This is a genomic window from Arthrobacter sp. SE2, from assembly GCF_058244265.1.
Genome location: NZ_JBZAYA010000002.1, coordinates 356,692 through 375,792, shown reverse-complemented (window position 1 = coordinate 375,792; position 19,101 = coordinate 356,692). Strand labels below are relative to the sequence as shown.

The window sequence follows — 19,101 nt, the reverse complement described above, 5'->3', positions numbered from 1 at the left end:
TTAACGACAACAACTGCGAGCTACTTGGGGGGAAACAACGACAGCGGCCCGCCCCGCGAAGGGGTGGGCCGCCGTCGTTGTTTCGCGGAACTATCAGCCGGCGAACGGCTTGGCGGAAACGATCTCCACCGGAATTTCCTTGCCGTTGGGGGCGACGTAGCTGATTTTGTCGCCTTCCTTGTGGCCCATGATCGCCACGCCGAGCGGGGACTTCTCACTGAAGACGTTGAGATCGGAATCGCCGGCGATTTCACGGGATCCGAGCAGGAAGGTCTCTTCGTCACCGGCAATGCGGGCGACGACCACCATGCCCTGCTCGACGATTCCGTCATCGGCCGGAGCTTCGCCCACCTGGGCATCGCGCAGGAGCGCGGTCAGCTGGCGGATGCGGGCCTCGATCTTGCCCTGCTCTTCCTTGGCGGCGTGGTATCCACCGTTTTCCTTGAGGTCGCCCTCCTGACGGGCGGCTTCGATCTTCTGTACGATCTCCGCACGGCCAGGGCCGGAAAGGTGGTCCAGCTCTGCCTTCAGGCGGTCAAATGCGTCCTGGGTAAGCCAAGCTGCAGGCGCGCTGTTGGTGGTCGACACGGACTTCTCCTTATGGATCTGACAAGCAAAGACCCCGCCGGTGCAGGCCACTCGTGGAACTCAGCAACCAACTCAGCGGGGTTAAGGTATTGATCCAGTGTAGTCAATGGTGTGGACAAACCCAAGCTCACTGAGTCGCGGGTCACACCTTTGCTATTTGCTGCCGTCTACAATCCAGCAGTTGTCCACGACGGCGGACACGGCCTCGGACTCGGTGCGCAGGGTGGTCCTTTGGGCGGTTGTCTGGCCGCCGTCGGCCCCTGCTTTGGGGGCGTTCGGGCCGATCTCGACGACTTTCCAGCCGACCACCGCGAACTTGGAATCCATGGCCTTGACCGCGCATTTCGCGGTGGCATCCGGGTTCTTGGTGACCTGGAAATCGACCGACAGCTGGGTGGCGTCGGTGGCGCTGTAGCCGATGTCCTTGAAAGACACAGACGACTGCGAGGAAGACGTGGTGACCCAGAACAAGAGCCCGATGGCCACGAGGAGGACGGCGATGACCATGTTCCGTTTGGTTTTCCCTCCGAAGGTGCGCTTTTGGCTGCCGTAGCGATTGGCTAGGCTGGTAGTTGCCGGCAGCGCCGTGCCCGATGGGTCTTCCGAAGTCACCCACCTAGTTTAGTGGGCTTCCGGCGCCTTCCCGCACACAGCGGAGCGGCACGCGTTAGAAACTCCTGATCAGTTCACAGTCGTCAGCAAGCCCAGAACAGCATTACCTGGAAAGAGGAACCGTACCGGATGAGCACATCCACCAGCCCCGACACGCAGCTCCGGCTGCTCACCGTCCATGCACACCCGGACGACGAGTCAAGCAAGGGCGCGGCAACAATGGCGATGTATGCGGCTTCCGGCGTGGAGGTCATGGTGGCGACGTGCACTGACGGTTCCCGCGGGGACATCCAGAACCCGGCCATGGAGTCCGCTCCGCACCCGAAGCGCGACATGGCAGGCGCGCGCCGCTTGGAAATGAAGCAAGCTGCCGCGGTCCTGGGAATCAAGCAGCGTTGGTTGGGTTTCGTCGATTCAGGACTGCCCGACGGCGATCCGTTGCCACCGTTGCCCGCCGGCTGCTTTGCGCTTCAGCCCCTTGAGCGGGCGGCGGCACCGCTGGTCCGCTTGGTTCGCGACTTCAAGCCGCACATCATCGTGAGCTACGACGAAAACGGCGGCTACCCGCATCCGGACCACATCATGGCCCACAAGGTCGCCGTCGAAGCTTTCCACGCTGCCGGTGACCCGGAGCGCTACCCGGGGACAGGCGAAAGCTGGGCGCCCAGCAAGCTGTACTACGATCGGGCCTTCAGCCCCGACCGTTTCCGCGCCTTGCATTTCGCGCTCGAAGAGGCGGGCCTGCAATCGCCTTATGCCGAACGCCTGGCTTCCTGGCTCGAAGCCGATGCGGAAGGCCATACTCCGCCGAGGCCGATGCACCAGACCACTACGCAAGTGGATTGCGGTGACTACTTCGAGGCCCGTGACGACGCACTCAGGGCGCATCGGACCCAGATTGATCCCCTTGGATTCTTCTTCGCGGTATCCCCGGAGATGCAGCGCAGGGCCTGGCCGTGGGAGGACTACACGCTGGTCGACTCCCGTATCCCGGCTGAACTGCCGGAAAAGGACCTGTTCGCAGGGCTAAGATAGGATCGCCGGCGATTTCTATCAAGCGTAGAAGTCGCCACCGGCTGGAAACTCCCATAGAAGGTTTGAACCGTGCACCACTTTCTCATCGCCCTGGCCACGACCCCGTCGCCTACCCCGACCCCGTCGCTGCGCCCCGGCTTGTCGGAAGACCAGGTGACCCCGGGCACCTGGGGTTTCGTCCTGACTGCCTTCATCGTGGTGCTCACGACCTTCCTGATCGTTGACATGGTGCGCCGGATCCGGCGGGTACGGTACCGCGCCCAGGTTGAGGAGGCCCTCGTCGGCGAGGCCGACGGCGCTGAGGCTGAGGGCACTGAGATCGACGGCACCGCGATCGACGGCGCCGGGACCGGCGGCGTCGGAACCGGCGGCGTCGTCCCGGGCAAGCCGGGCGTTAAAGAATCCGACGGCGATGCCGGCTCCGGAGCCCGCTGACCCGGGCACCACCCGGGAAGGGCCGGGGGCGTCCAACGCCCTTGGCTCGGAGCCGTCCGCCTATCTCCGCCAGCATGCGGACAATCCGGTGCACTGGCGGCCGTTCGGCGATGAGGCCTTCGCGTTTGCGGCGGCCCGTGATGCACCAGTGTTTTTGAGCATTGGCTATGCCGCGTGCCACTGGTGCCACGTCATGGCTCACGAGTCGTTCGAAGACGAGGACATAGCCGACTATCTGAACGCCCATTTCGTGGCCATCAAGGTGGACCGCGAAGAACGCCCCGACGTGGACTCGATCTACATGGCAGCCACCCAGGCAATCAGCGGCGAGGGCGGCTGGCCGATGTCCGTCTTCCTTACTCCCGACGGCTTGGCCTTCCATGCAGGCACCTATTTCCCGCCGACCCCACAGCCGGGAAGGCCGTCCTTCCGCCAGGTGCTTGAAGCGGTCCACGAGGCGTGGCTGGAACGCCGCGACGCCGTCGAGCAGAACGCGCGACGGCTCGCCGCCGGCATGGCCGACGCCCAGCTCGCCGCGGCGGTGTTCCTCGACCGGCCGTCAGAAAGCCTGGACAGAAGCCTGCTATCGGAAGCTGTGCGTCTCCTCGCCCGCTCGGAAGACCCCGACGACGGTGGCTTCGGCGGCGCTCCCAAGTTCCCGCCGTCGGCCATTCTTGAGTTCCTGATACGGCACGCCGCCGTGCAGTCGGATACCTCGGACGCCGCCCGCGACATGGCGGGCCGCACTCTCGCCGCCATGGCCGGTTCCGCACTGTGCGACCAGCTCGACGGCGGCTTCGCCCGGTATTCCGTGACCGCGGATTGGTCCGTGCCGCATTTCGAGAAGATGCTTTACGACAACGCCCAGCTTCTCCGCGCTTACGTCCACTGGGTCCGGCTGAGCGGCGACTGGGTCCTGCCGGCCGGCGAGGCCGCGAGTGTTGCGTCCCGGGTGGCGGACTGGATGCTGGATTCACTCGGCGTGGGCCATCCCGCGACCCCGGGCGGACTCGCATCCTCGCTCGACGCCGATACCGTGGTGGACGGAGTGCATCATGAAGGCGCGTCCTACCTGTGGACTCCTGCAAGCCTCGAAGCCGTGCTTGGCCCGGGGGACGGCGCGGCCGTGGCCCGGCTCATGAACGTGGGGTCGTCCGGGACTGTCTCCGAGCTTGGATCTCCGCTCCATCCCGGGCGCCGGCTCTCCGGCGCGGAATCGCGGTTGTGGAACCGCGTCAGGCCCGCCCTGCGCGCCGCACGCTCGGCCCGCCCCCAGCCGGCCCGGGACGACAAGGTCGTGGCGGGCTGGAACGGCCTGGCCATCGCCGCCCTTGCCGAAGCCGGCGCAGTCTTGGACAGGCCGGAACTGGTGACCGCGGCGGAAAGCGTTGCCGAGTACCTCATGCGCGTGCATTGGCGTCCGGCGGCCGGCCTCGAAACACTCAGTGCCTCAAACGCCGGCACCTCAAAGCCCGGCACCTCAAAGCCCGGGGCGGGGGTGCTGATCAGGGTCTCGCACGACGGCGTTGCGAGAGGGATCAGCGGCCTGCTGGAAGACTACGCGTTTTGTGCCGAAGGCTTTCTGGCTCTCTACGCCGTGACTGGCCAGCGGAGCTGGTACGTGTTCGCGGAGGAGCTGATCAGCGGAGCCTGCGCGCGCTTCGTGGCGGACGGCAGATTGTCGGACTCTGTGGGGGAGTCGGCCCAGGTATTCAACGCGCAGGGCCAGCACGCGGGCCTGGACCCCTTCGACAATGCGGCGCCGAGCGGGGCGGCGGCCTTTGCCGGAGTGTTGCTGAGCTATGCGGCGTATTCCGGTTCGCACGAGCACCGAGCCATGGCAAGCAGCATCCTCTCGCTCCTGCCGCCGATAGCCGGGCGGGCGCCCAGGGTGGCGGGATGGCTGCTTGCGACCGCCCAGGCGGCCGTGGCTGGTCCCATAGAGGCCGCCGTATCCGGCCCTCCAGGCCGGAAGCAGCGGGAACTCCATCGCGCTCTGTTGGCTTCGCCGAGCCCCGGGCTGGTGGTGGCGGTCCAGCTCGGTATGGCTGGCGAAAAAGCCGACGACGACGGCGCGCCGCCCGGGTCCCGCGCCAAGGAACCGGAGGTGCCACTGCTTGAGTCCCGCACGGCTGCTGCGGACGGCTCGCCACAGGTGTATTTGTGCCGGGGGATGGTGTGTGACCTGCCGCTTGGCTCCGTTGAGGAAATCGTGCAGCGCCTTGACGCGATGACGGAGGCCGCAGGCTAGCTCAGCACGGCAATCATGATTGCGGCGAAATGTGCGGCGAAGGCCAGCACCGTGAGGGCGTGGAAGAGTTCATGGAAGCCGAAGTTCAACGGACTGAAGTTGGGCCTCTTGATCCCGTAGAAAACGGCGCCAGCGATGTAGAGGGCCCCGCCCACACAGATCAGGATCGCGGCCGGAACGTTCGCGGCGAAGAACTCCGGCAAGTAGAACAACGCCCCGCAGCCCAGTGCGACGTAGATGGGCACGTAGAGCCAACGTGGAGCGCCAGTCCAGAGAACCCGGAACAGCACTCCCAGCAGCGCTCCGGACCAGATCACCCACAACAGGAGCACGGCCTTGGGACGCTCCAGGAGGGACCACGCCAGGGGTGTGTAGCTTCCCGCGATCACGAGCATGATGTTGGTGTGGTCCAGGCGTTTGAGGACCATCCTGGTCCTCGGCTCCCAATTGCCGCGGTGGTAGACCGCGGACACGCCGAAGAGCAGTACACCCGTCAAAGCGTAGATGGCGGAGGCGATTTTGCGATCCGTCGTAGGCGCCATCGTCACCAGGACGATCCCTGCCGCGACGGCGAAAGGCGCGACCACAGCATGTATCCAGCCGCGCCACCTTGGTTTGATTGTGAGCAGCTCCGACATCGTTAAAGCGTAACCCGCGGGCGGATAAGTTACTGCCGAGTAGCACGTTTTGCGATCGTTTTCCGCTGCTCAGGTGTGCCGACTGCCCGCCTTGGGAAGGTAGCCTTGGTGGTGCGCCTACGGCAGAAGTCCGGAGGTGCCGATCGTTGTTTGGCTGAAGGGTTGGCTGCCAACCAGGCTGGCCGCCGTCGTCGTTTGTTTCGCTTTTCACATGCTGTCCAAAGGAAGTCAGGTGAGTGTCCGGATGGAGTGGCCCGGCTTCCTCTACGGCTTCTACGAGCGCAAACTGCTCCGTTCGCTCGAACAAGAGAAGATTCCCCGGCACATCGGCGTCATGGTTGATGGCAACCGCCGCTGGGCGCGGCAATTCAACGCTCCCACCAGCGAAGGCCATCAAGCGGGCGCGGACAAGATCCACGAATTCCTCGGCTGGTGCCAGGAACTCGGAGTCAAAGTCGTCACGCTCTACATGCTCTCGACGGACAACATGAACCGTTCCGGCGAAGAACTCGAACTGCTTATGGGAATCATCGCCAACACCCTTGATCGCTTGGATGACGACGCCGATATCTCGGTCCACGCCATGGGTGCGCCGGAGCTCCTTCCGGACTATCTCGCCGAGCGGCTCAACAAGCTCACGGCCCGCACACCGATCCGCGAGCGGCTCCATGTGAACGTGGCCGTCGGGTACGGCGGACGGCGCGAGATCGTTGACGCCGTGCGGGAACTGCTGCACGACGCCGTCGCGCACGGCCGCGACATCACCGAGCTGGCCGATGAGCTTTCAGTGGACGATATCTCGCGTTTCCTCTACACGCGCGGCCAGCCGGACCCCGATCTGGTAATCCGCACGTCAGGTGAACAGCGTTTGTCAGGTTTCCTCATGTGGCAAAGCGCCTACAGCGAGTTCTATTTTTGCGAGGCCCTCTGGCCCGCGTTCCGCAAGGTTGATTTCCTGCGGGCCCTGCGGGACTATGCTGGCCGCCAGCGTCGCTTCGGTTCCTGAGACGGTGAACTTCCCGGTGCGCTCCCGTTTACGGGAAGTTCACATGTTGTCTACACGAATCGCCGTTTGGGCTAACCGGAAATGTAATCGCACGGGAATACGTTAATCCCATCAGTAGGCAAACCGCCTGCTGATCGGGGAGGCCAGTAGATGGAGCGAATCATCGCACCAGTTACGTGGGGGGCCGCGCCCGGCCTTCCGGCCGAGCCGCCTCACGAATAAGCCGGGTTCGCCCGGGGCTGGAGTCGATGTGGCTATTTCTGAGCAACTGCCCGTAGTCGTTTCCGACGGGGAAAGTTCAGCTACCTCTCGCACCAAGCGGGCCAACGATGGGCGGACGGCAAAGTCCGGAACCCCGACAGGCCGAAGCTATGTGATTGACACTTCCGTATTGCTTTCCGATCCGCACGCCCTGTTGCGCTTCGCGGAGCACGAAGTCATTGTCCCGATCGTGGTCATCACCGAATTGGAAGGCAAACGCCACGATCCCGAGTTGGGCTACTTCGCCCGCAAGGCCCTCAGGCTCCTGGATGACTTGCGCATCGAGCACGGTGGCTTGAATCAAGCCATCCCGATCGGATCCGACGGTGGCACGCTGCGTGTCGAGATGAACCATGTGTCAACCGAAGTGCTGCCGGCAGGATTCCGCGGCGCGGACAACGACAGCCGCATCCTGGCAGTCGCCAAGAACCTCGCCAACGAAGGCCACAACGTCACGGTCGTCTCCAAAGACCTCCCCATGCGCGTCAAAGCCTCCGCGATGGGGCTGTTCGCGGACGAATACCGCAATGAACTCGTCAAGGACTCCGGCTGGACCGGCATGGCAGAGATCGAAGCCAGCGAGGATGAAATCACCACCCTGTACGGGCACGAACCGGTTTTCATCCCGGCAGCGGCCGAGCTTCCCGTCAACACGGGCCTGGTGCTGCTCTCGAACCGGGGCTCCGCCTTGGGCCGCGTGGGCGCGGACAAGCAAGTGCGGCTGGTCAAGGGCGACCGTGATGTCTTCGGACTGCACGGCCGCTCAGCTGAGCAACGGCTTGCGATCGACCTGCTCATGGATCCCAGCGTCGGAATCGTCTCGATCGGCGGCCGGGCGGGCACTGGAAAGTCGGCCCTGGCATTGTGTGCGGGACTCGAGGCCGTCTTGGAGCGCCGGGAACACCGCAAGGTGATTGTCTTCCGGCCGCTGTACGCGGTGGGCGGACAGGAACTCGGGTACCTGCCCGGTTCCGAGGCAGAGAAGATGAACCCCTGGGCGCAGGCGGTCTTCGACACCCTCGGTGCACTCGTCAGCCAGGAAGTCGTTGAAGAAGTCATGGACCGGGGCATGCTCGAAGTCATGCCGCTGACCCACATCCGCGGACGTTCACTCCACGATGCGTTCGTGATCGTAGACGAGGCCCAGTCGCTCGAAAAGAACGTGCTCCTCACGGTCATGAGCCGCATCGGCCAGAACTCCAAGATCGTCCTGACCCACGACGTCGCCCAGCGCGACAACCTCCGTGTCGGACGGCACGACGGCGTTGCCGCCGTCGTCGAGACCCTCAAGGGGCACCCGCTGTTCGGCCACATCACCCTGACCCGCTCCGAACGCTCGCCTATCGCGGCCCTCGTGACGGAACTGCTTGAAGGGGCGGAAATCTAAGGCCCCATTGTGCGGAGGGCCGTGGCCGGGTTCGCCGGGCCACGGCCCTCGGCTTGTGCCTTTCCTACCGACGCTCGCTCAGATATGTCGGGTTTCCTGTTGACGCTCGCTCACGTATGTGGGGTTTCCTGTTGACGCTCGCTCACGTATGTGGGGTTTCCTGTTGACGCTCGCTCACNCAGATACCTAGAAACCTGGCTGTGGCCTCATGGCCTTCTACCTTTAGCTTCCAATCGGGCCGGATGAAGGAGCCCGTGGGGAGGCGAACGCGTTGGACTTCCACGACGTTGGTGCCCCATTGGTCGCGGTAAATGCCGTTGGGTTCATAGCCGAGGCTGGCGGAAACGCCCAAGGATTGCTTGTTCCAAATGGCAGCTTCGGAGGTCGCTACTTCTGCGTTCAGGTAGTCGAAGGCGTAGCTGACGGCGGCCGCCCGCATCTCCTTGCCGAGGCCTTGGCCTTGCGCGCCTTTCTTGAGCCAGGAGCCGGTGGAGACAGTCTTCAACGATGCGAAGTCTTTCGCCTCCACATCCTGGCAGCCAATGAATTCGCCGTTGTGCCAGATGCCGAGGAGGAGCGTCCATGATTCCGGAGTCATTCCTGCGCGGCAACGCCAGTACCACCGGGCCATGTTGGCACCCAACTCGTCTTCGGACAGTTCAGTCCAGGGATTGCTGAAGGGGGACCTCCCTGGCTCGTGAATGCCGCTGAGGGCTGCCCCGACCGCTGCGGGGATGTCAGCGTCTTGGATGGGGCGCAAGACCAAACGGGGCGTGGTCAGGGTAAGACCGAAGGTGGGCCAGATGGCGCTTAGCTCGTTCATCGGGGAAGCCTAGCGGACAGGCCGGGAAAGCGTGTCATCTGTCGACCGGGGCCACCGGAATAGTGAGCGGGCGTTGGGCGGAAGGGGCGTATAAGTGAGCGGGGGTTCCTGGGGGCCTGCCCTTACGAACGGGGGCCGATGTCCCAGCTAATGTGCTTCCGGACGTCGGTGAGGTTCATCGATTCGGCGAGGAACAGATCGTCCAGCATGTATTCGTCCACGCCCAGAATCCGCATCCAATGCCCCTGACCTGCGGTATCGCCGTCGAGCGATTGGCTGGAAACGCACACGCCCGTTCCCGAGTCCACGCGCAAGAGCGTGCGTCCGGGGAAGCAGAGCGGCGTCGCCGCATCAGACGCCACGTAGCTGGATCCCGGCGTCGCGATGGTTTCGAGAGCCGGGCGTCCTTCGTGATCCACTTCCCGGATGGGGCCGAACGACACCCGGTTGGACTCGGGAAACTCCATCGGCACGGGAGCGTTCCCGGCGAGCTCGACAGGATCGAGGGCTGCCGCGAGCCGACCGTTCCCGAACGACGGTTCGCCGTAGGCCGCTTCGGGACGCCGGCGGACCAAGCCCGCGGAGTCGTAAACGGGGGTGACCAAGTGGGCCGGCAACAGCCACGACTTGCGCTTGGAACCAAGGTAAAGCCCGTCGCGGGAGTCGTTGATGCCCGTGGTGCTATGCAGCAACGCGCCATCGACGGTTTCGAGCCGAAGCGCTCCCGGGCGGCGCAGCCATGCACGCACTGTTGCATCCGGGTTGTCCGGCCGGTCCAGATACTCAAACCTCAGGCTGGTCCATTTCCACGGGGAGGAACGGCAGAGGTTTCGGAAGGTGGAGGACATGTCGGCGTCGGAATTGCCTTGGATTTCTGCACTGTAACGCCCCATATCCACAGTCTAAGGGTGCGTGACCGGCGCAGCTTTGAGAAAACCGATAACATCCGAGGGTGATCCGAAGACTCGGCGAATTGTGGGGGACCAGTGTCCCGGCCTTCTGGCTGCTGCTCGCAGCTTGCGTGTACTTTGCGGTCATGGCTGCCCGCCTCACGGTCATCGACGTCCGTCACCACCTGCTGCCCAACCGGATCGTGTTCCCGTCCTATGCCATCGCCGGTGTATTGCTGCTCGGCGCAGCGGCAGCTGTCACCCTGTCCAGCGGCGCGGCAGCGAACCTTAGCGCCGGAGCGGCAGGGTCCGCGACCGACGGCGGTGCCTCGTTCCTGGGGGTGCCCGCCTTGGGAGTCGTGGCCGGGGGAGCAGTGCTTTGGGTGTTCTACTTCATCCTGCGATTGGTGTACCCGCCCGGGATGGGCTTCGGCGACGTCAAATTGGCCGGTGTGCTCGGCCTATACCTTGGCTACCTGGGGTGGGCGCATGTTTTCGCCGGAACGTTTGCGGCGTTCCTCTTCGGCGGGCTGTGGAGCCTCGGAGTCCTGGCCGCCCGGCGAGGAACCCTGAAATCATCAATACCATTCGGGCCGTTCATGCTGGCCGGTGCCGCCGCGGCGATGTTTGCCCTGCCGGCGTGAGGAGCAGTGAACAAGGCGGAGCGAGAGGCGACCGTTTTGAGCAGCCTTGTCCGCTGTCATTCGGGCATCGCCGGTGGGATACTCGCCCTACTAGCGGATCCGATCCGGAAGGGGAGGCAGTGCTCTTGTTGATGATGGCTGTTTCAACGGAAGCGGGCTAGGCCGTGGCGATCCCGGAATTCATCCGGGAAATCCGCGAGAAGATCGGCAACGACCCGCTGTGGCTACCCGGCGTTAGGGGCGTAGTCCTGGATGACGAGAACCGGGTCCTGCTGTGCCAACGGGCCGACAACGGCCGGTGGACCTTGATCACCGGAATGCTGGAACCGGGGGAGCACCCGGCCCCCGGTTTGCTCCGCGAGATCTTCGAGGAGACCGCAGTTGTGGCCGAAACCGAGCGCATCCTGGCGGTGGGCGTGATCGGCCCGGTCACGTACCCCAACGGAGACGTGTGCGACTTCCTGGATATTGCCTTCAAATGCCGTTATGTCTCGGGGGAGGCCCGCGTCAACGACGACGAGTCAATCGCCGTCGGCTGGTTTGCCCTCGACGAGTTGCCTGAGATCAGCGCCGGCCACCGCGAAACCATCCGACTGGCGTTGGAGCCGGGCTCCGCCGTCGCGTATCAGCGCGATTGACGGGCCGCGAGGATCGCGCGGGCAGCGAAGAAGCAGGCCGCGGCACCGCAAGCAATTGCGCCGAACAGGGTCCACCATTCGCCCTTGGCGGACGCTATGGAGACGGCCAGAAGCCCGAAGAGGACCGCCCCTAATCCCCATCGAACGGACGGGCTGATGTTCGCGGATTCTTCGGGCTCTGAACTCATGGGTTCCAGCCTAAGCCAAACGCTCCCACGTCCGGCGTTCGGACCAGTGGACATGCCCGGCTTTGCATCCGGGCACTGGGCATATTCCCCATATGTCCACTCGTCCGAGCCAAGGCCGGGCATGTCCTGATGTTAGCGCCGGGCGAGCTCACCGTCATTGTCGCCCACCGGGGCGGACTCCGGCTCAGCGGCTGGGTCGACGGACGCCCCGACGGCCCCCTCGGAGGTTCCTCCGAGGCGTTCGGCTTCAAGGCGTTCCGCCTCCTCGCCCCCGACTGCCTCGCCCCGGGCCACCATTCCGGCGGTGTCGGAGAGCGGGATCTGCTTGAGGGTGATCGCGAGCAGGAGGGCGATGGCGATGAACGGGATCAGGTACCAGAACACGGGTGCCAGTGAATCGGCGTAGGCGTTGACGATGGCGTCCTTGACCTGAACCGGCAGTTGGGCCAGCGTCTGAGGATCAAGCTTGCTGGTGGACTGTGCAGCCTGTGCAGCAGAAGCCCCGGCGCCTGTGAATGCCTTGGTGAGGGACTCGGCCAGCCGCGTGGTGAAGATCGAGCCGAAAACGGCCACGCCCAACGAAGCCCCGACCTCGCGGAAGTAGTTGTTGGTGCTCGTTGCCGTGCCGATCTGCTCGGCCGGAACCGCGTTCTGGACCACCAGGACGATGACCTGCATGATCAAGCCCAGGCCTGCGCCGAAGATGAAGAGCTGGATGCAGATGACCCAGATCGGAGTCGCCGCGGTGAGGGTGGTGAGCCACAACATCGCAACGATCGTGAGGCTCGCGCCGAGGATCGGGAACATCTTGTACTTGCCGGTCTTGGAGATGCGGATACCGGAGTAGATGGACGTACCCATGAGTCCAACCATCATCGGCAGCATGAGCAGGCCGGAGACGGCGGCTGAGGTACCGGAGGACATCTGCAGGAACGTCGGCACGAAGGCGATGGCGGCGAACATGCCCAGGCCGAGGGTGAAGCCGATGGCGGTTGCGTTGATGAAAATCCGGTTCTTGAACAGGCTCAGCGGAATGATGGGGTCTTCGGCCTTGCGCTCCACGAGGACGAAGAGGAAAGCAGCAAGCACCATGCCGGCGCCGAAGGCCCAGGTGAGCGGGGAGTCCCAGCCCTGATCCTTCTTGCCGCCGAAGTCAGTGAAGAAGATCAGGCAGGCCGTGGCAGCGGACAGCAGCAGGACTCCAAGGATGTCGATGCGCTTTTCGGCCTTCTTGTTCGGCAGGGTGAGCGTGAACCAAGCGATGGTGAACGCTGCAATGCCGACGGGGATGTTGATGTAGAAGGCCCATTCCCAGGTCAGGTGATCGACGAAGAAGCCGCCAAGAAGCGGACCGGCCACGGCGGAGAGGCCGAAGATGGCACCAAGGGGGCCCATGTACTTGCCGCGTTCCTTGGCAGGCACGATGTCCGCGATGATGGCCTGCGACAGGATCATCAGTCCGCCGCCGCCCAGGCCCTGGATGGCGCGGAAGATCACGAAGCCCCAGAAGTCGGTGGCGAAGGCACAACCGATGGAAGCTACGGTGAACAAACCGATGGCAACCAGGAACAGGTTCCTCCGGCCCAGGATGTCACCGAACTTGCCATAGATCGGCATGACGATGGTGGTGGCGAGCAAGTAGGCCGTGGTGATCCAGGCCTGGTTCTCCACGCCGCCGAGCTTGCCGACGATAGTGGGCATGGCCGTGGACACGATGGTCTGGTCCAGGCTGGAGAGCAGCATTCCGGCGATGAGCGCCGAGAAAATGATCCAGATCCTTCTCTGGGTCAAGAGCAGCGGTGCGGCCGCTTTGGTCTTGAGAGTGGTACTCACGGTTGGTCCTTCTGGGGTTCGACGGGGTTGGTGTCCAGTGGTTGGGCGAAGAGCGCGCGCGCCGCGTTCAGGTTCTGATCCAGCAATTCGCGGTAGGGCCGGGTGTTCTCTTCGGAAAAGAACTGTTGGCTCGTCTTCTTGGTGACGGCGCCGAAAACCGCGGCGGCCATGATGATCTCGGGGTGGTCTGCGGTGAGGCCTTCCCGCGCGGCGATGAGTTCGGCGAAATGGCGCTCGCGGACTTCGCCTTCGCGGGTCAACCGGCCCAGGAGCTGGGGCTCGGCTGTGACGGCTGCGATGAGCTGGCGGATCTCCGAGGGGCTGACGGTGGACCGCTCAAGGACCGCCAGGGTGAAGTGGCGCAGTGCGGACAGCAGCGAGTCGGAGATCGTGCCGGTGGCACGGGCGGGGTTTCGGCTGAAGGCCTCCAGCGCCTCTTCGGGAAGCTCGTCGGAGAACGAGCCGATCACCGCGTCTTCCTTGGTGTGGAAGTAGTTGAAGAACGTCCGCCGCGATATTCCGGCCTCTTCGCAGGCTTCCTCGACGGTGAAGCCGCTGAGCCCGCGCTGGGCCGTCAAAGACCGTGCGACGGCGGTGATCGCCGCGCGGGTCTGTGCGCGCTTGCGCTCCCGGAGTCCGCCATCGTTAGTTGCACTATTTTCCACAAAGTAAAGTTTTGCACTTTCCTAGCAAAAGTGCAAGAAAATTTGAATGGGCGGAAACGACGACGGCGGCCGGCGCCTTCCGTGGGGAAGGCGCCGGCCGCCGTCGGGCTGGCCAGCGGGGCTGGAGGGAGACTAGGCCTTGTGGGCCGGGCGGGTCATGGTGGTGACGTCGAGGGCCTTGTCGAGCTGCTCTTCGGTCAGTTCGCCGCGCTCGAGGTAACCAAGGGAGATCACGGCTTCGCGGATGGTCAAACCCTCGGCAACGGCCTTCTTGGCGATCTTTGCTGCCGCTTCGTAACCGATGAACTTGTTCAGCGGGGTCACGATGGACGGGGAAGCCTCGGCCAGGAAGCGGGCGCGCTCCACGTTGGCCGTGATGCCGTCGATCATCTTGTCGGCCATGACGCGGCTGGTGTTGGCCAGAAGCCGGATGGATTCGAGCAGGTTGGCAGCCATGACGGGGATACCGACATTAAGCTCGAAGGCGCCGTTGGTACCGGACCAGGCGATGGTGGTGTCGTTGCCGATGACCTGGGCGCAGACCATGATCGATGCTTCGCAGATGACCGGGTTGACCTTGCCGGGCATGATCGACGAACCCGGCTGGAGGTCCGGGATGGAGATCTCGCCGAGTCCCGTGTTGGGGCCGGAGCCCATCCAGCGGAGATCGTTGTTGATCTTCATGAAGGAAATGGCGATGTTGCGCAGCTGGCTGGAGCCCTCGATGAGGCCGTCGCGGTTGGCCTGGGCTTCGAAGTGGTCGCGCGCCTCGGTCAGCGGCAGGCCGGTGTCGGCCGCGAGGAGCTCGATGACGCGCTCCGGGAAGCCTTCCGGGGTATTGATGCCGGTGCCGACCGCGGTTCCGCCCAGGGGGACCTCGGCGACGCGGGGGAGGGCGGCGTTGATGCGCTCGACGCCGTAGCGGACCTGCGCGGCGTAGCCGCCGAACTCCTGGCCCAAGGTCACCGGAGTGGCGTCCATGAGGTGGGTGCGCCCGGACTTGACGACGTCCTTGAACTCCACGGCCTTGCGGTCCAGGGAAGCAGCCAGGTACTCGAGGGCCGGGATCAGGTCGTTGATCAGGGCCGACGTCGCGGCGACGTGGACCGATGTCGGGAAGACATCGTTGGAGGACTGCGAAGCGTTGACGTGGTCGTTCGGGTGGACAACCTTGTCGCTCCCGGCGGCCGTGAGGGCGCGCGTTGCCAGCTCGGCGATGACCTCGTTGGTGTTCATGTTGGACGATGTACCCGAACCGGTCTGGAAGACGTCGATGGGGAAATCGCCGTCGTACTTTCCGGCGGCAACCTCATCGGCAGCGTTGGCAATCGCCTCGGCGAGCTCGCCGTCGAGCACTCCCAATTCAGCGTTCGCCAGCGCCGCGGCCTTCTTGACGCGGGCCAAGGCCTCGATGTGTGCGCGCTCAAGCGTCTTGCCGGAGATCGGGAAGTTCTCCACAGCGCGCTGCGTCTGGGCGCGGTACAGGGCGTTCACAGGAACGCGAACTTCGCCCATCGTGTCATGTTCAATACGGAACTCGGCCGTGTTGGATTCTTGAGTGGAAGTCATGGGGCTAGCTTATGGCGAGCAGCCGCTTGACCGAAAACCGGCGGAGCAAAGCTACGGCCGTTGTGTGCCGCCCCTTCGGGGGCGGCCCGGCATCCGGCCTAGAGCTTGCCGATCCCGGAAACAAGCGCCGCGCGGCCTTCGTCCAGTTTGTAGGAAAGCCCGACGACGGCGGCCCGGCCGTCGTCGATCGCGGCGGAAATCACACGGGAACTGTCGGCGAGGCGGCGGGCCGTCTGCTTGACGTGTTCCACGACCATCTCGTTGACGTCCGTCTGCTCGTTGCGCATTGCGGTGAGGACGGAGGGCGTGATGCGTTCCACGAGGGAACGGATGAAACCCGCGGGCATTTCACCGGTCTCCACTGCGCTCTTGGTCGCGGTCACTGCGCCGCAGCTGTCGTGGCCAAGGATCACGATGAGTGGGACATGCAGTTCGGAGATGCTGTATTCAAGCGAGCCGAGGACGGCGTCGTCAATCACCTGCCCGGCCGTGCGGACCACGAAGGCATCGCCGAGGCCGAGGTCAAAGATGATCTCAGCGGCCAGGCGGGAATCCGAACACCCGAAGATCACGGCAAATGGATGCTGGTCCTCAACAAGGGAGTTCCGGCGGGAGGCGTCCTGGTTGGGGTGCAAGGATTCCCCGGCGACAAAGCGTTCGTTTCCTTCGCGCAGACGGCGCCAGGCAAGGGCAGGAGTCAGATAGGTAGCCACGGCGCTACTTTACGGCTTAGCGGTGGCAGGCTGTGAAACTGTGTCGCCCGGCTTCGTGCTTGCGTCCGCGGAAGCGACGGGAGCTGCGTCCATTGCCTTGACCACGGCTGCGGCCAATGTGGAGAACTCGTCCAGTCCTGCGCTGCCGCTCAGGATGATGGTGGTGCCGCGGTAGTTCAGGACCATGCTGCGGTTGCCCTTGGCCGTGTCATGGAGCTCCCAGTCGTGGCCGCCGGCGCTGCGTGTGCCTGTCACCGGAGCGCTGCCGGCCTGCTGGAAAATCCAGGTCGGATTGGCCTTGCGGGTCTGGACAATTCCGATGAACGCCTGCTTGGGAGTGACGTATCCGACTTCCCATGTGGGTACGCCGTCGCCGGTCCCGGATACCCAGCGAGCGTAGTTCGGACTAAATGTGTCGCCGGTAACCGGCGCCACGGGTGTGAAACCCGCCACATCTTTCGCGTTGGCTGCGGTTGCGGCCACATCCACGTTGGGCTTGTAACCGTTGCTCTTTGGCGCCGGATTCATGAGCACGATCGGCAGGAACGCCAACACGCAGAGGAGCAGCGCAATGAGCATGCCAATGACCGAGGCGTTGGCCCTTTTGGCTGCTTTGGCCGCGATTACGGGCTTGACCGCAGGCTGACCGGCGTCGCCGGCACCAGCTGCGCCCGCGCCTTCGCTGCCGGAGGGGGCGGCGGCAATTGCTTTGTCTTGCGTTTCACTCACGCTTCAATAGTCTCCTATCCAAGCGGCTAATACACATCGGCCGGTCCGCGCAAGGGGCGTTCCGGGAGTTGGTCATCCCATGACCGCGGCGCCCCGCCCCGACTATGATCTCTTGTAGAGGAATCATTCAGGCCGCCAAGCCCAGCCATTCCTGGTCCCACGAATCGCGTCATCGAAGAAGAGGTTCACGTGTCTCCAGCGCCAATGTCCCAGAAGTATTCCACGATTTCGCCGGCGCTCGCCGTCGGGACCGATGAGCCGGACCGCAACCTGGCCCTCGAACTTGTCCGGGTTACCGAAGCCGCCGCGATTGCAGGCGGCCACTGGGTTGGATTCGGCGACAAGAACAAGGCAGACGGCGCCGCCGTTGACGCCATGCGCTCCTTCCTCCACACCGTCCATTTCAACGGCGTCGTTGTCATTGGCGAGGGTGAAAAGGACGAAGCACCGATGCTCTTCAACGGCGAGCACGTCGGTGACGGCACCGGACCCGAGTGCGACGTCGCCGTCGACCCCATTGATGGAACCCGACTGACTGCCCTGGGCATCAACAACGCCCTGGCCGTACTGGCAGTTGCCGAACGCGGCACCATGTTCGATCCCTCAGCCGTGTTCTACATGGAGAAGCTCGTCACGGGTCCCGAAGCCGCCGACATGGTGGACCTGCGCCTGCCGGTGAAGCAGAACCTGCACCTGATCGCCAAGGCCAAGGGCGTCAAGGTCAACCAGCTCAACGTCATGATCCTCGACCGCGACCGCCACCGTCCGTTGGTGGAGGAAATCCGCGAAGCCGGTGCCCGCACCAAGTTCATCATGGATGGCGACGTTGCAGGCGCCATTGCGGCCGCACGTTCCGGCACCGGCGTCGACGCCCTGATGGGCATCGGCGGCACCCCGGAAGGCATCGTTGCAGCGTGTGCCATCAAGTCCCTCGGCGGCGTCATCCAGGGTCGCTTGTGGCCCACGAGCGACGACGAGAAGCAGAAGGCCATCGACGCCGGACACGACCTCGAGCGCGTCCTCTCGACGAACGACCTCGTCACGAGCGATAACTGCTACTTCGCAGCCACCGGCATCACCGACGGCGACCTCCTCAGGGGCGTGCGCTACTCGAAGGACAAGGTCCTGACCCAGTCCATCGTGATGCGCTCCAAGTCCGGCACCATCCGCTTCGTCGACGGCGAGCACCAGGCCAGCAAGTGGGAGGGCTACGCCCGCAAGTAACCCCTGGCTTAGTGCAAAAGGGCGGCACGATCGCTCGGCGGCTATCTCCTCGTTCCTCGTCGATTCTGACGCCGCTGTCACGATCCCACCGCCCTTTTGCGTGCCCGCAGACTTCCGTCGGGCTAACTGGGAGAAAGGTCCGCGACGGCATTGTCACGTTGTCGCGGGGACTGCGCCTGCCGTTGCACAGCACGGGAACGGTCGCGGAACACTTGCGGGGCCATATAGAGCTCGACCCCGAATGTTGCCTGAGCCATGGCTCCGCCGCGCGGGTCCACCTGGCTCGCCCGGGCGAGAGGTGGAAACCGCGGAGGCGGAATGTTGTTGGGCACCAATTCACGTTCAAACCCGGTGAAGTGGTAGTGCTCGACGGCGTCCGGCTCAGCTCGCCTGCCCGGACGTGGCTCGACTTGGCCCAAATGATGAGTATCGACGACATTGTGGCGGCAGGCGACTCGATCGTCGTCGAGCACGGGGAAAACCATCCCAGGCCGCGCGAGGCCTTGGCGACCATTGAGGAATTGAAGGCGATGGTCTCAGCCCATCCCGGTATGCGAGGCGTCCGCAAGGCCCGGCTGGCCCTGGATCTGGTTCGAGTCGGCGCGGATTCGCCGCAGGAAACGCAAATGCGCCTCATATTGCTGCATGCAGGGTTGCATGAACCCGCGCTGAACCACGTCATCCTCAACGAGTGGGGCGCTCCCGCTGTGTGGCCCGATGCCGCTTACCTCAAGGAGCGGGTCGCCCTCCAATACGACGGGCGGCACCATGGGGATGCTGAGCAGTACCAGCGGGACATCAGGCGCCAGGCGTTGACGGAACGGCTGGGTTGGCGCGAAGTCCGGGTCCACCATGAGGATTTGCTCGGGCCCCGGCCGGAAGTGGTGGAAAAAGTCCGGCGGGCGCTGCGGGGAGGCCGCGAGTTGGCAGCAGATGCCCGCAAAATCGGATTTTGAGGTCATCTGCTGCCTG

Annotated in this window: 20 protein-coding genes; 9 read left to right on the top strand and 11 right to left on the bottom strand. The window is 64.3% G+C overall.

Features of this window, described 5'->3' with window-relative positions:
* Positions 1-93: 93 nt before the first annotated feature.
* Together greA and AC4CS3_RS04405 are read right to left on the bottom strand one after the other, a co-directional pair.
* A complete protein-coding gene (greA, locus tag AC4CS3_RS04410) occupies positions 94-588 on the bottom strand; it encodes a transcription elongation factor GreA (protein ID WP_437772887.1) in 495 nt (164 codons plus the stop codon).
* A gap of 153 nt (positions 589-741) precedes the next feature.
* Positions 742-1,200, bottom strand: coding sequence for a DUF4307 domain-containing protein (locus AC4CS3_RS04405; RefSeq protein ID WP_490782365.1), 459 nt, complete (start codon positions 1,198-1,200; stop codon positions 742-744).
* Between the two features lie 129 nt (positions 1,201-1,329).
* On the opposite strand from AC4CS3_RS04405, the gene mca reads away from it, so the two are divergent.
* The 3 genes from mca to AC4CS3_RS04390 all read left to right on the top strand — a co-directional run bounded on the left by mca (position 1,330) and on the right by AC4CS3_RS04390 (position 4,921).
* Entirely contained in the window at positions 1,330-2,235 is a 906-nt protein-coding gene (gene mca / locus AC4CS3_RS04400; protein WP_490782364.1) for a mycothiol conjugate amidase Mca, read from the top strand.
* 69 nt (positions 2,236-2,304) lie between these two features.
* On the top strand, positions 2,305-2,670 hold the full coding sequence (locus AC4CS3_RS04395; RefSeq protein WP_490782363.1) for a hypothetical protein: 366 nt from the start codon (positions 2,305-2,307) through the stop codon (positions 2,668-2,670).
* Entirely contained in the window at positions 2,648-4,921 is a 2,274-nt protein-coding gene (locus AC4CS3_RS04390) for a thioredoxin domain-containing protein (RefSeq protein WP_490782362.1), read from the top strand. The genes AC4CS3_RS04395 and AC4CS3_RS04390 overlap by 23 nt, the downstream gene beginning before the upstream one ends.
* Here AC4CS3_RS04390 and trhA read toward each other — a convergent pair.
* Positions 4,918-5,559, bottom strand: a complete 642-nt coding sequence (gene trhA, locus AC4CS3_RS04385; protein WP_490782361.1) for a PAQR family membrane homeostasis protein TrhA — start codon at positions 5,557-5,559, stop codon at positions 4,918-4,920. The genes AC4CS3_RS04390 and trhA overlap by 4 nt on opposite strands.
* Positions 5,560-5,803: 244 nt before the next feature.
* Here trhA and AC4CS3_RS04380 point away from each other — a divergent pair, with 244 nt between their 5' ends.
* Both AC4CS3_RS04380 and phoH2 read left to right on the top strand, forming a co-directional pair.
* Positions 5,804-6,565: an isoprenyl transferase gene (locus tag AC4CS3_RS04380; protein WP_437773976.1), complete on the top strand. Its 762-nt coding sequence runs from the start codon at positions 5,804-5,806 to the stop codon at positions 6,563-6,565.
* A gap of 250 nt (positions 6,566-6,815) precedes the next feature.
* On the top strand, positions 6,816-8,213 hold the full coding sequence (gene phoH2, locus AC4CS3_RS04375; protein WP_490782360.1) for an RNA 5'-3' helicase PhoH2: 1,398 nt from the start codon (positions 6,816-6,818) through the stop codon (positions 8,211-8,213).
* Positions 8,214-8,355: 142 nt separating this feature from the next.
* Here phoH2 and AC4CS3_RS04370 read toward each other — a convergent pair whose 3' ends face one another.
* A complete protein-coding gene (locus tag AC4CS3_RS04370) occupies positions 8,356-9,036 on the bottom strand; it encodes a GNAT family N-acetyltransferase (RefSeq protein WP_490782359.1) in 681 nt (226 codons plus the stop codon).
* Positions 9,037-9,158: 122 nt separating this feature from the next.
* The gene (locus AC4CS3_RS04365) at positions 9,159-9,929 is read right to left on the bottom strand and encodes a hypothetical protein (protein ID WP_490782358.1); all 771 of its coding nucleotides are present in this window, start codon (positions 9,927-9,929) and stop codon (positions 9,159-9,161) included.
* Between the two features lie 59 nt (positions 9,930-9,988).
* On the opposite strand from AC4CS3_RS04365, the gene AC4CS3_RS04360 reads away from it, so the two are divergent.
* Both AC4CS3_RS04360 and AC4CS3_RS04355 read left to right on the top strand, forming a co-directional pair.
* Positions 9,989-10,570, top strand: a complete 582-nt coding sequence (locus AC4CS3_RS04360; RefSeq protein ID WP_490782357.1) for a prepilin peptidase — start codon at positions 9,989-9,991, stop codon at positions 10,568-10,570.
* A 164-nt stretch (positions 10,571-10,734) separates the two neighbouring features.
* Positions 10,735-11,208 (top strand): NUDIX hydrolase, encoded by a 474-nt coding sequence (locus AC4CS3_RS04355; RefSeq protein WP_345450176.1) that lies wholly within the window; start codon positions 10,735-10,737, stop codon positions 11,206-11,208.
* Here the strand turns inward: AC4CS3_RS04355 and AC4CS3_RS04350 are convergent.
* From AC4CS3_RS04350 to AC4CS3_RS04325, 6 genes are all read right to left on the bottom strand, one after another.
* Positions 11,196-11,396, bottom strand: a complete 201-nt coding sequence (locus AC4CS3_RS04350; protein WP_490782356.1) for a hypothetical protein — start codon at positions 11,394-11,396, stop codon at positions 11,196-11,198. The two genes, AC4CS3_RS04355 and AC4CS3_RS04350, sit on opposite strands and share 13 nt — an antisense overlap.
* Before the next feature lie 132 nt (positions 11,397-11,528).
* The gene (locus tag AC4CS3_RS04345; RefSeq protein ID WP_490782355.1) at positions 11,529-13,229 is read right to left on the bottom strand and encodes an MDR family MFS transporter; all 1,701 of its coding nucleotides are present in this window, start codon (positions 13,227-13,229) and stop codon (positions 11,529-11,531) included.
* The gene (locus AC4CS3_RS04340; protein ID WP_490782354.1) at positions 13,226-13,894 is read right to left on the bottom strand and encodes a TetR/AcrR family transcriptional regulator; all 669 of its coding nucleotides are present in this window, start codon (positions 13,892-13,894) and stop codon (positions 13,226-13,228) included. Before AC4CS3_RS04340 ends, AC4CS3_RS04345 begins: the two co-directional genes overlap by 4 nt.
* Before the next feature lie 132 nt (positions 13,895-14,026).
* Complete coding sequence (locus AC4CS3_RS04335) at positions 14,027-15,463, bottom strand: class II fumarate hydratase (RefSeq protein ID WP_490782353.1); 1,437 nt, start codon at positions 15,461-15,463, stop codon at positions 14,027-14,029.
* Positions 15,464-15,561: 98 nt separating this feature from the next.
* Positions 15,562-16,176, bottom strand: a complete 615-nt coding sequence (locus tag AC4CS3_RS04330) for a carbonic anhydrase (protein WP_490782352.1) — start codon at positions 16,174-16,176, stop codon at positions 15,562-15,564.
* A gap of 9 nt (positions 16,177-16,185) precedes the next feature.
* Entirely contained in the window at positions 16,186-16,905 is a 720-nt protein-coding gene (locus tag AC4CS3_RS04325) for a DUF4245 domain-containing protein (protein ID WP_490782351.1), read from the bottom strand.
* A 204-nt stretch (positions 16,906-17,109) separates the two neighbouring features.
* Here AC4CS3_RS04325 and glpX point away from each other — a divergent pair, with 204 nt between their 5' ends.
* On the top strand, positions 17,110-18,129 hold the full coding sequence (gene glpX, locus AC4CS3_RS04320) for a class II fructose-bisphosphatase (protein ID WP_437773977.1): 1,020 nt from the start codon (positions 17,110-17,112) through the stop codon (positions 18,127-18,129).
* A gap of 356 nt (positions 18,130-18,485) precedes the next feature.
* Positions 18,486-19,085 (top strand): endonuclease domain-containing protein, encoded by a 600-nt coding sequence (locus AC4CS3_RS04315; protein ID WP_490782350.1) that lies wholly within the window; start codon positions 18,486-18,488, stop codon positions 19,083-19,085.
* Positions 19,086-19,101 lie beyond the last annotated feature (16 nt).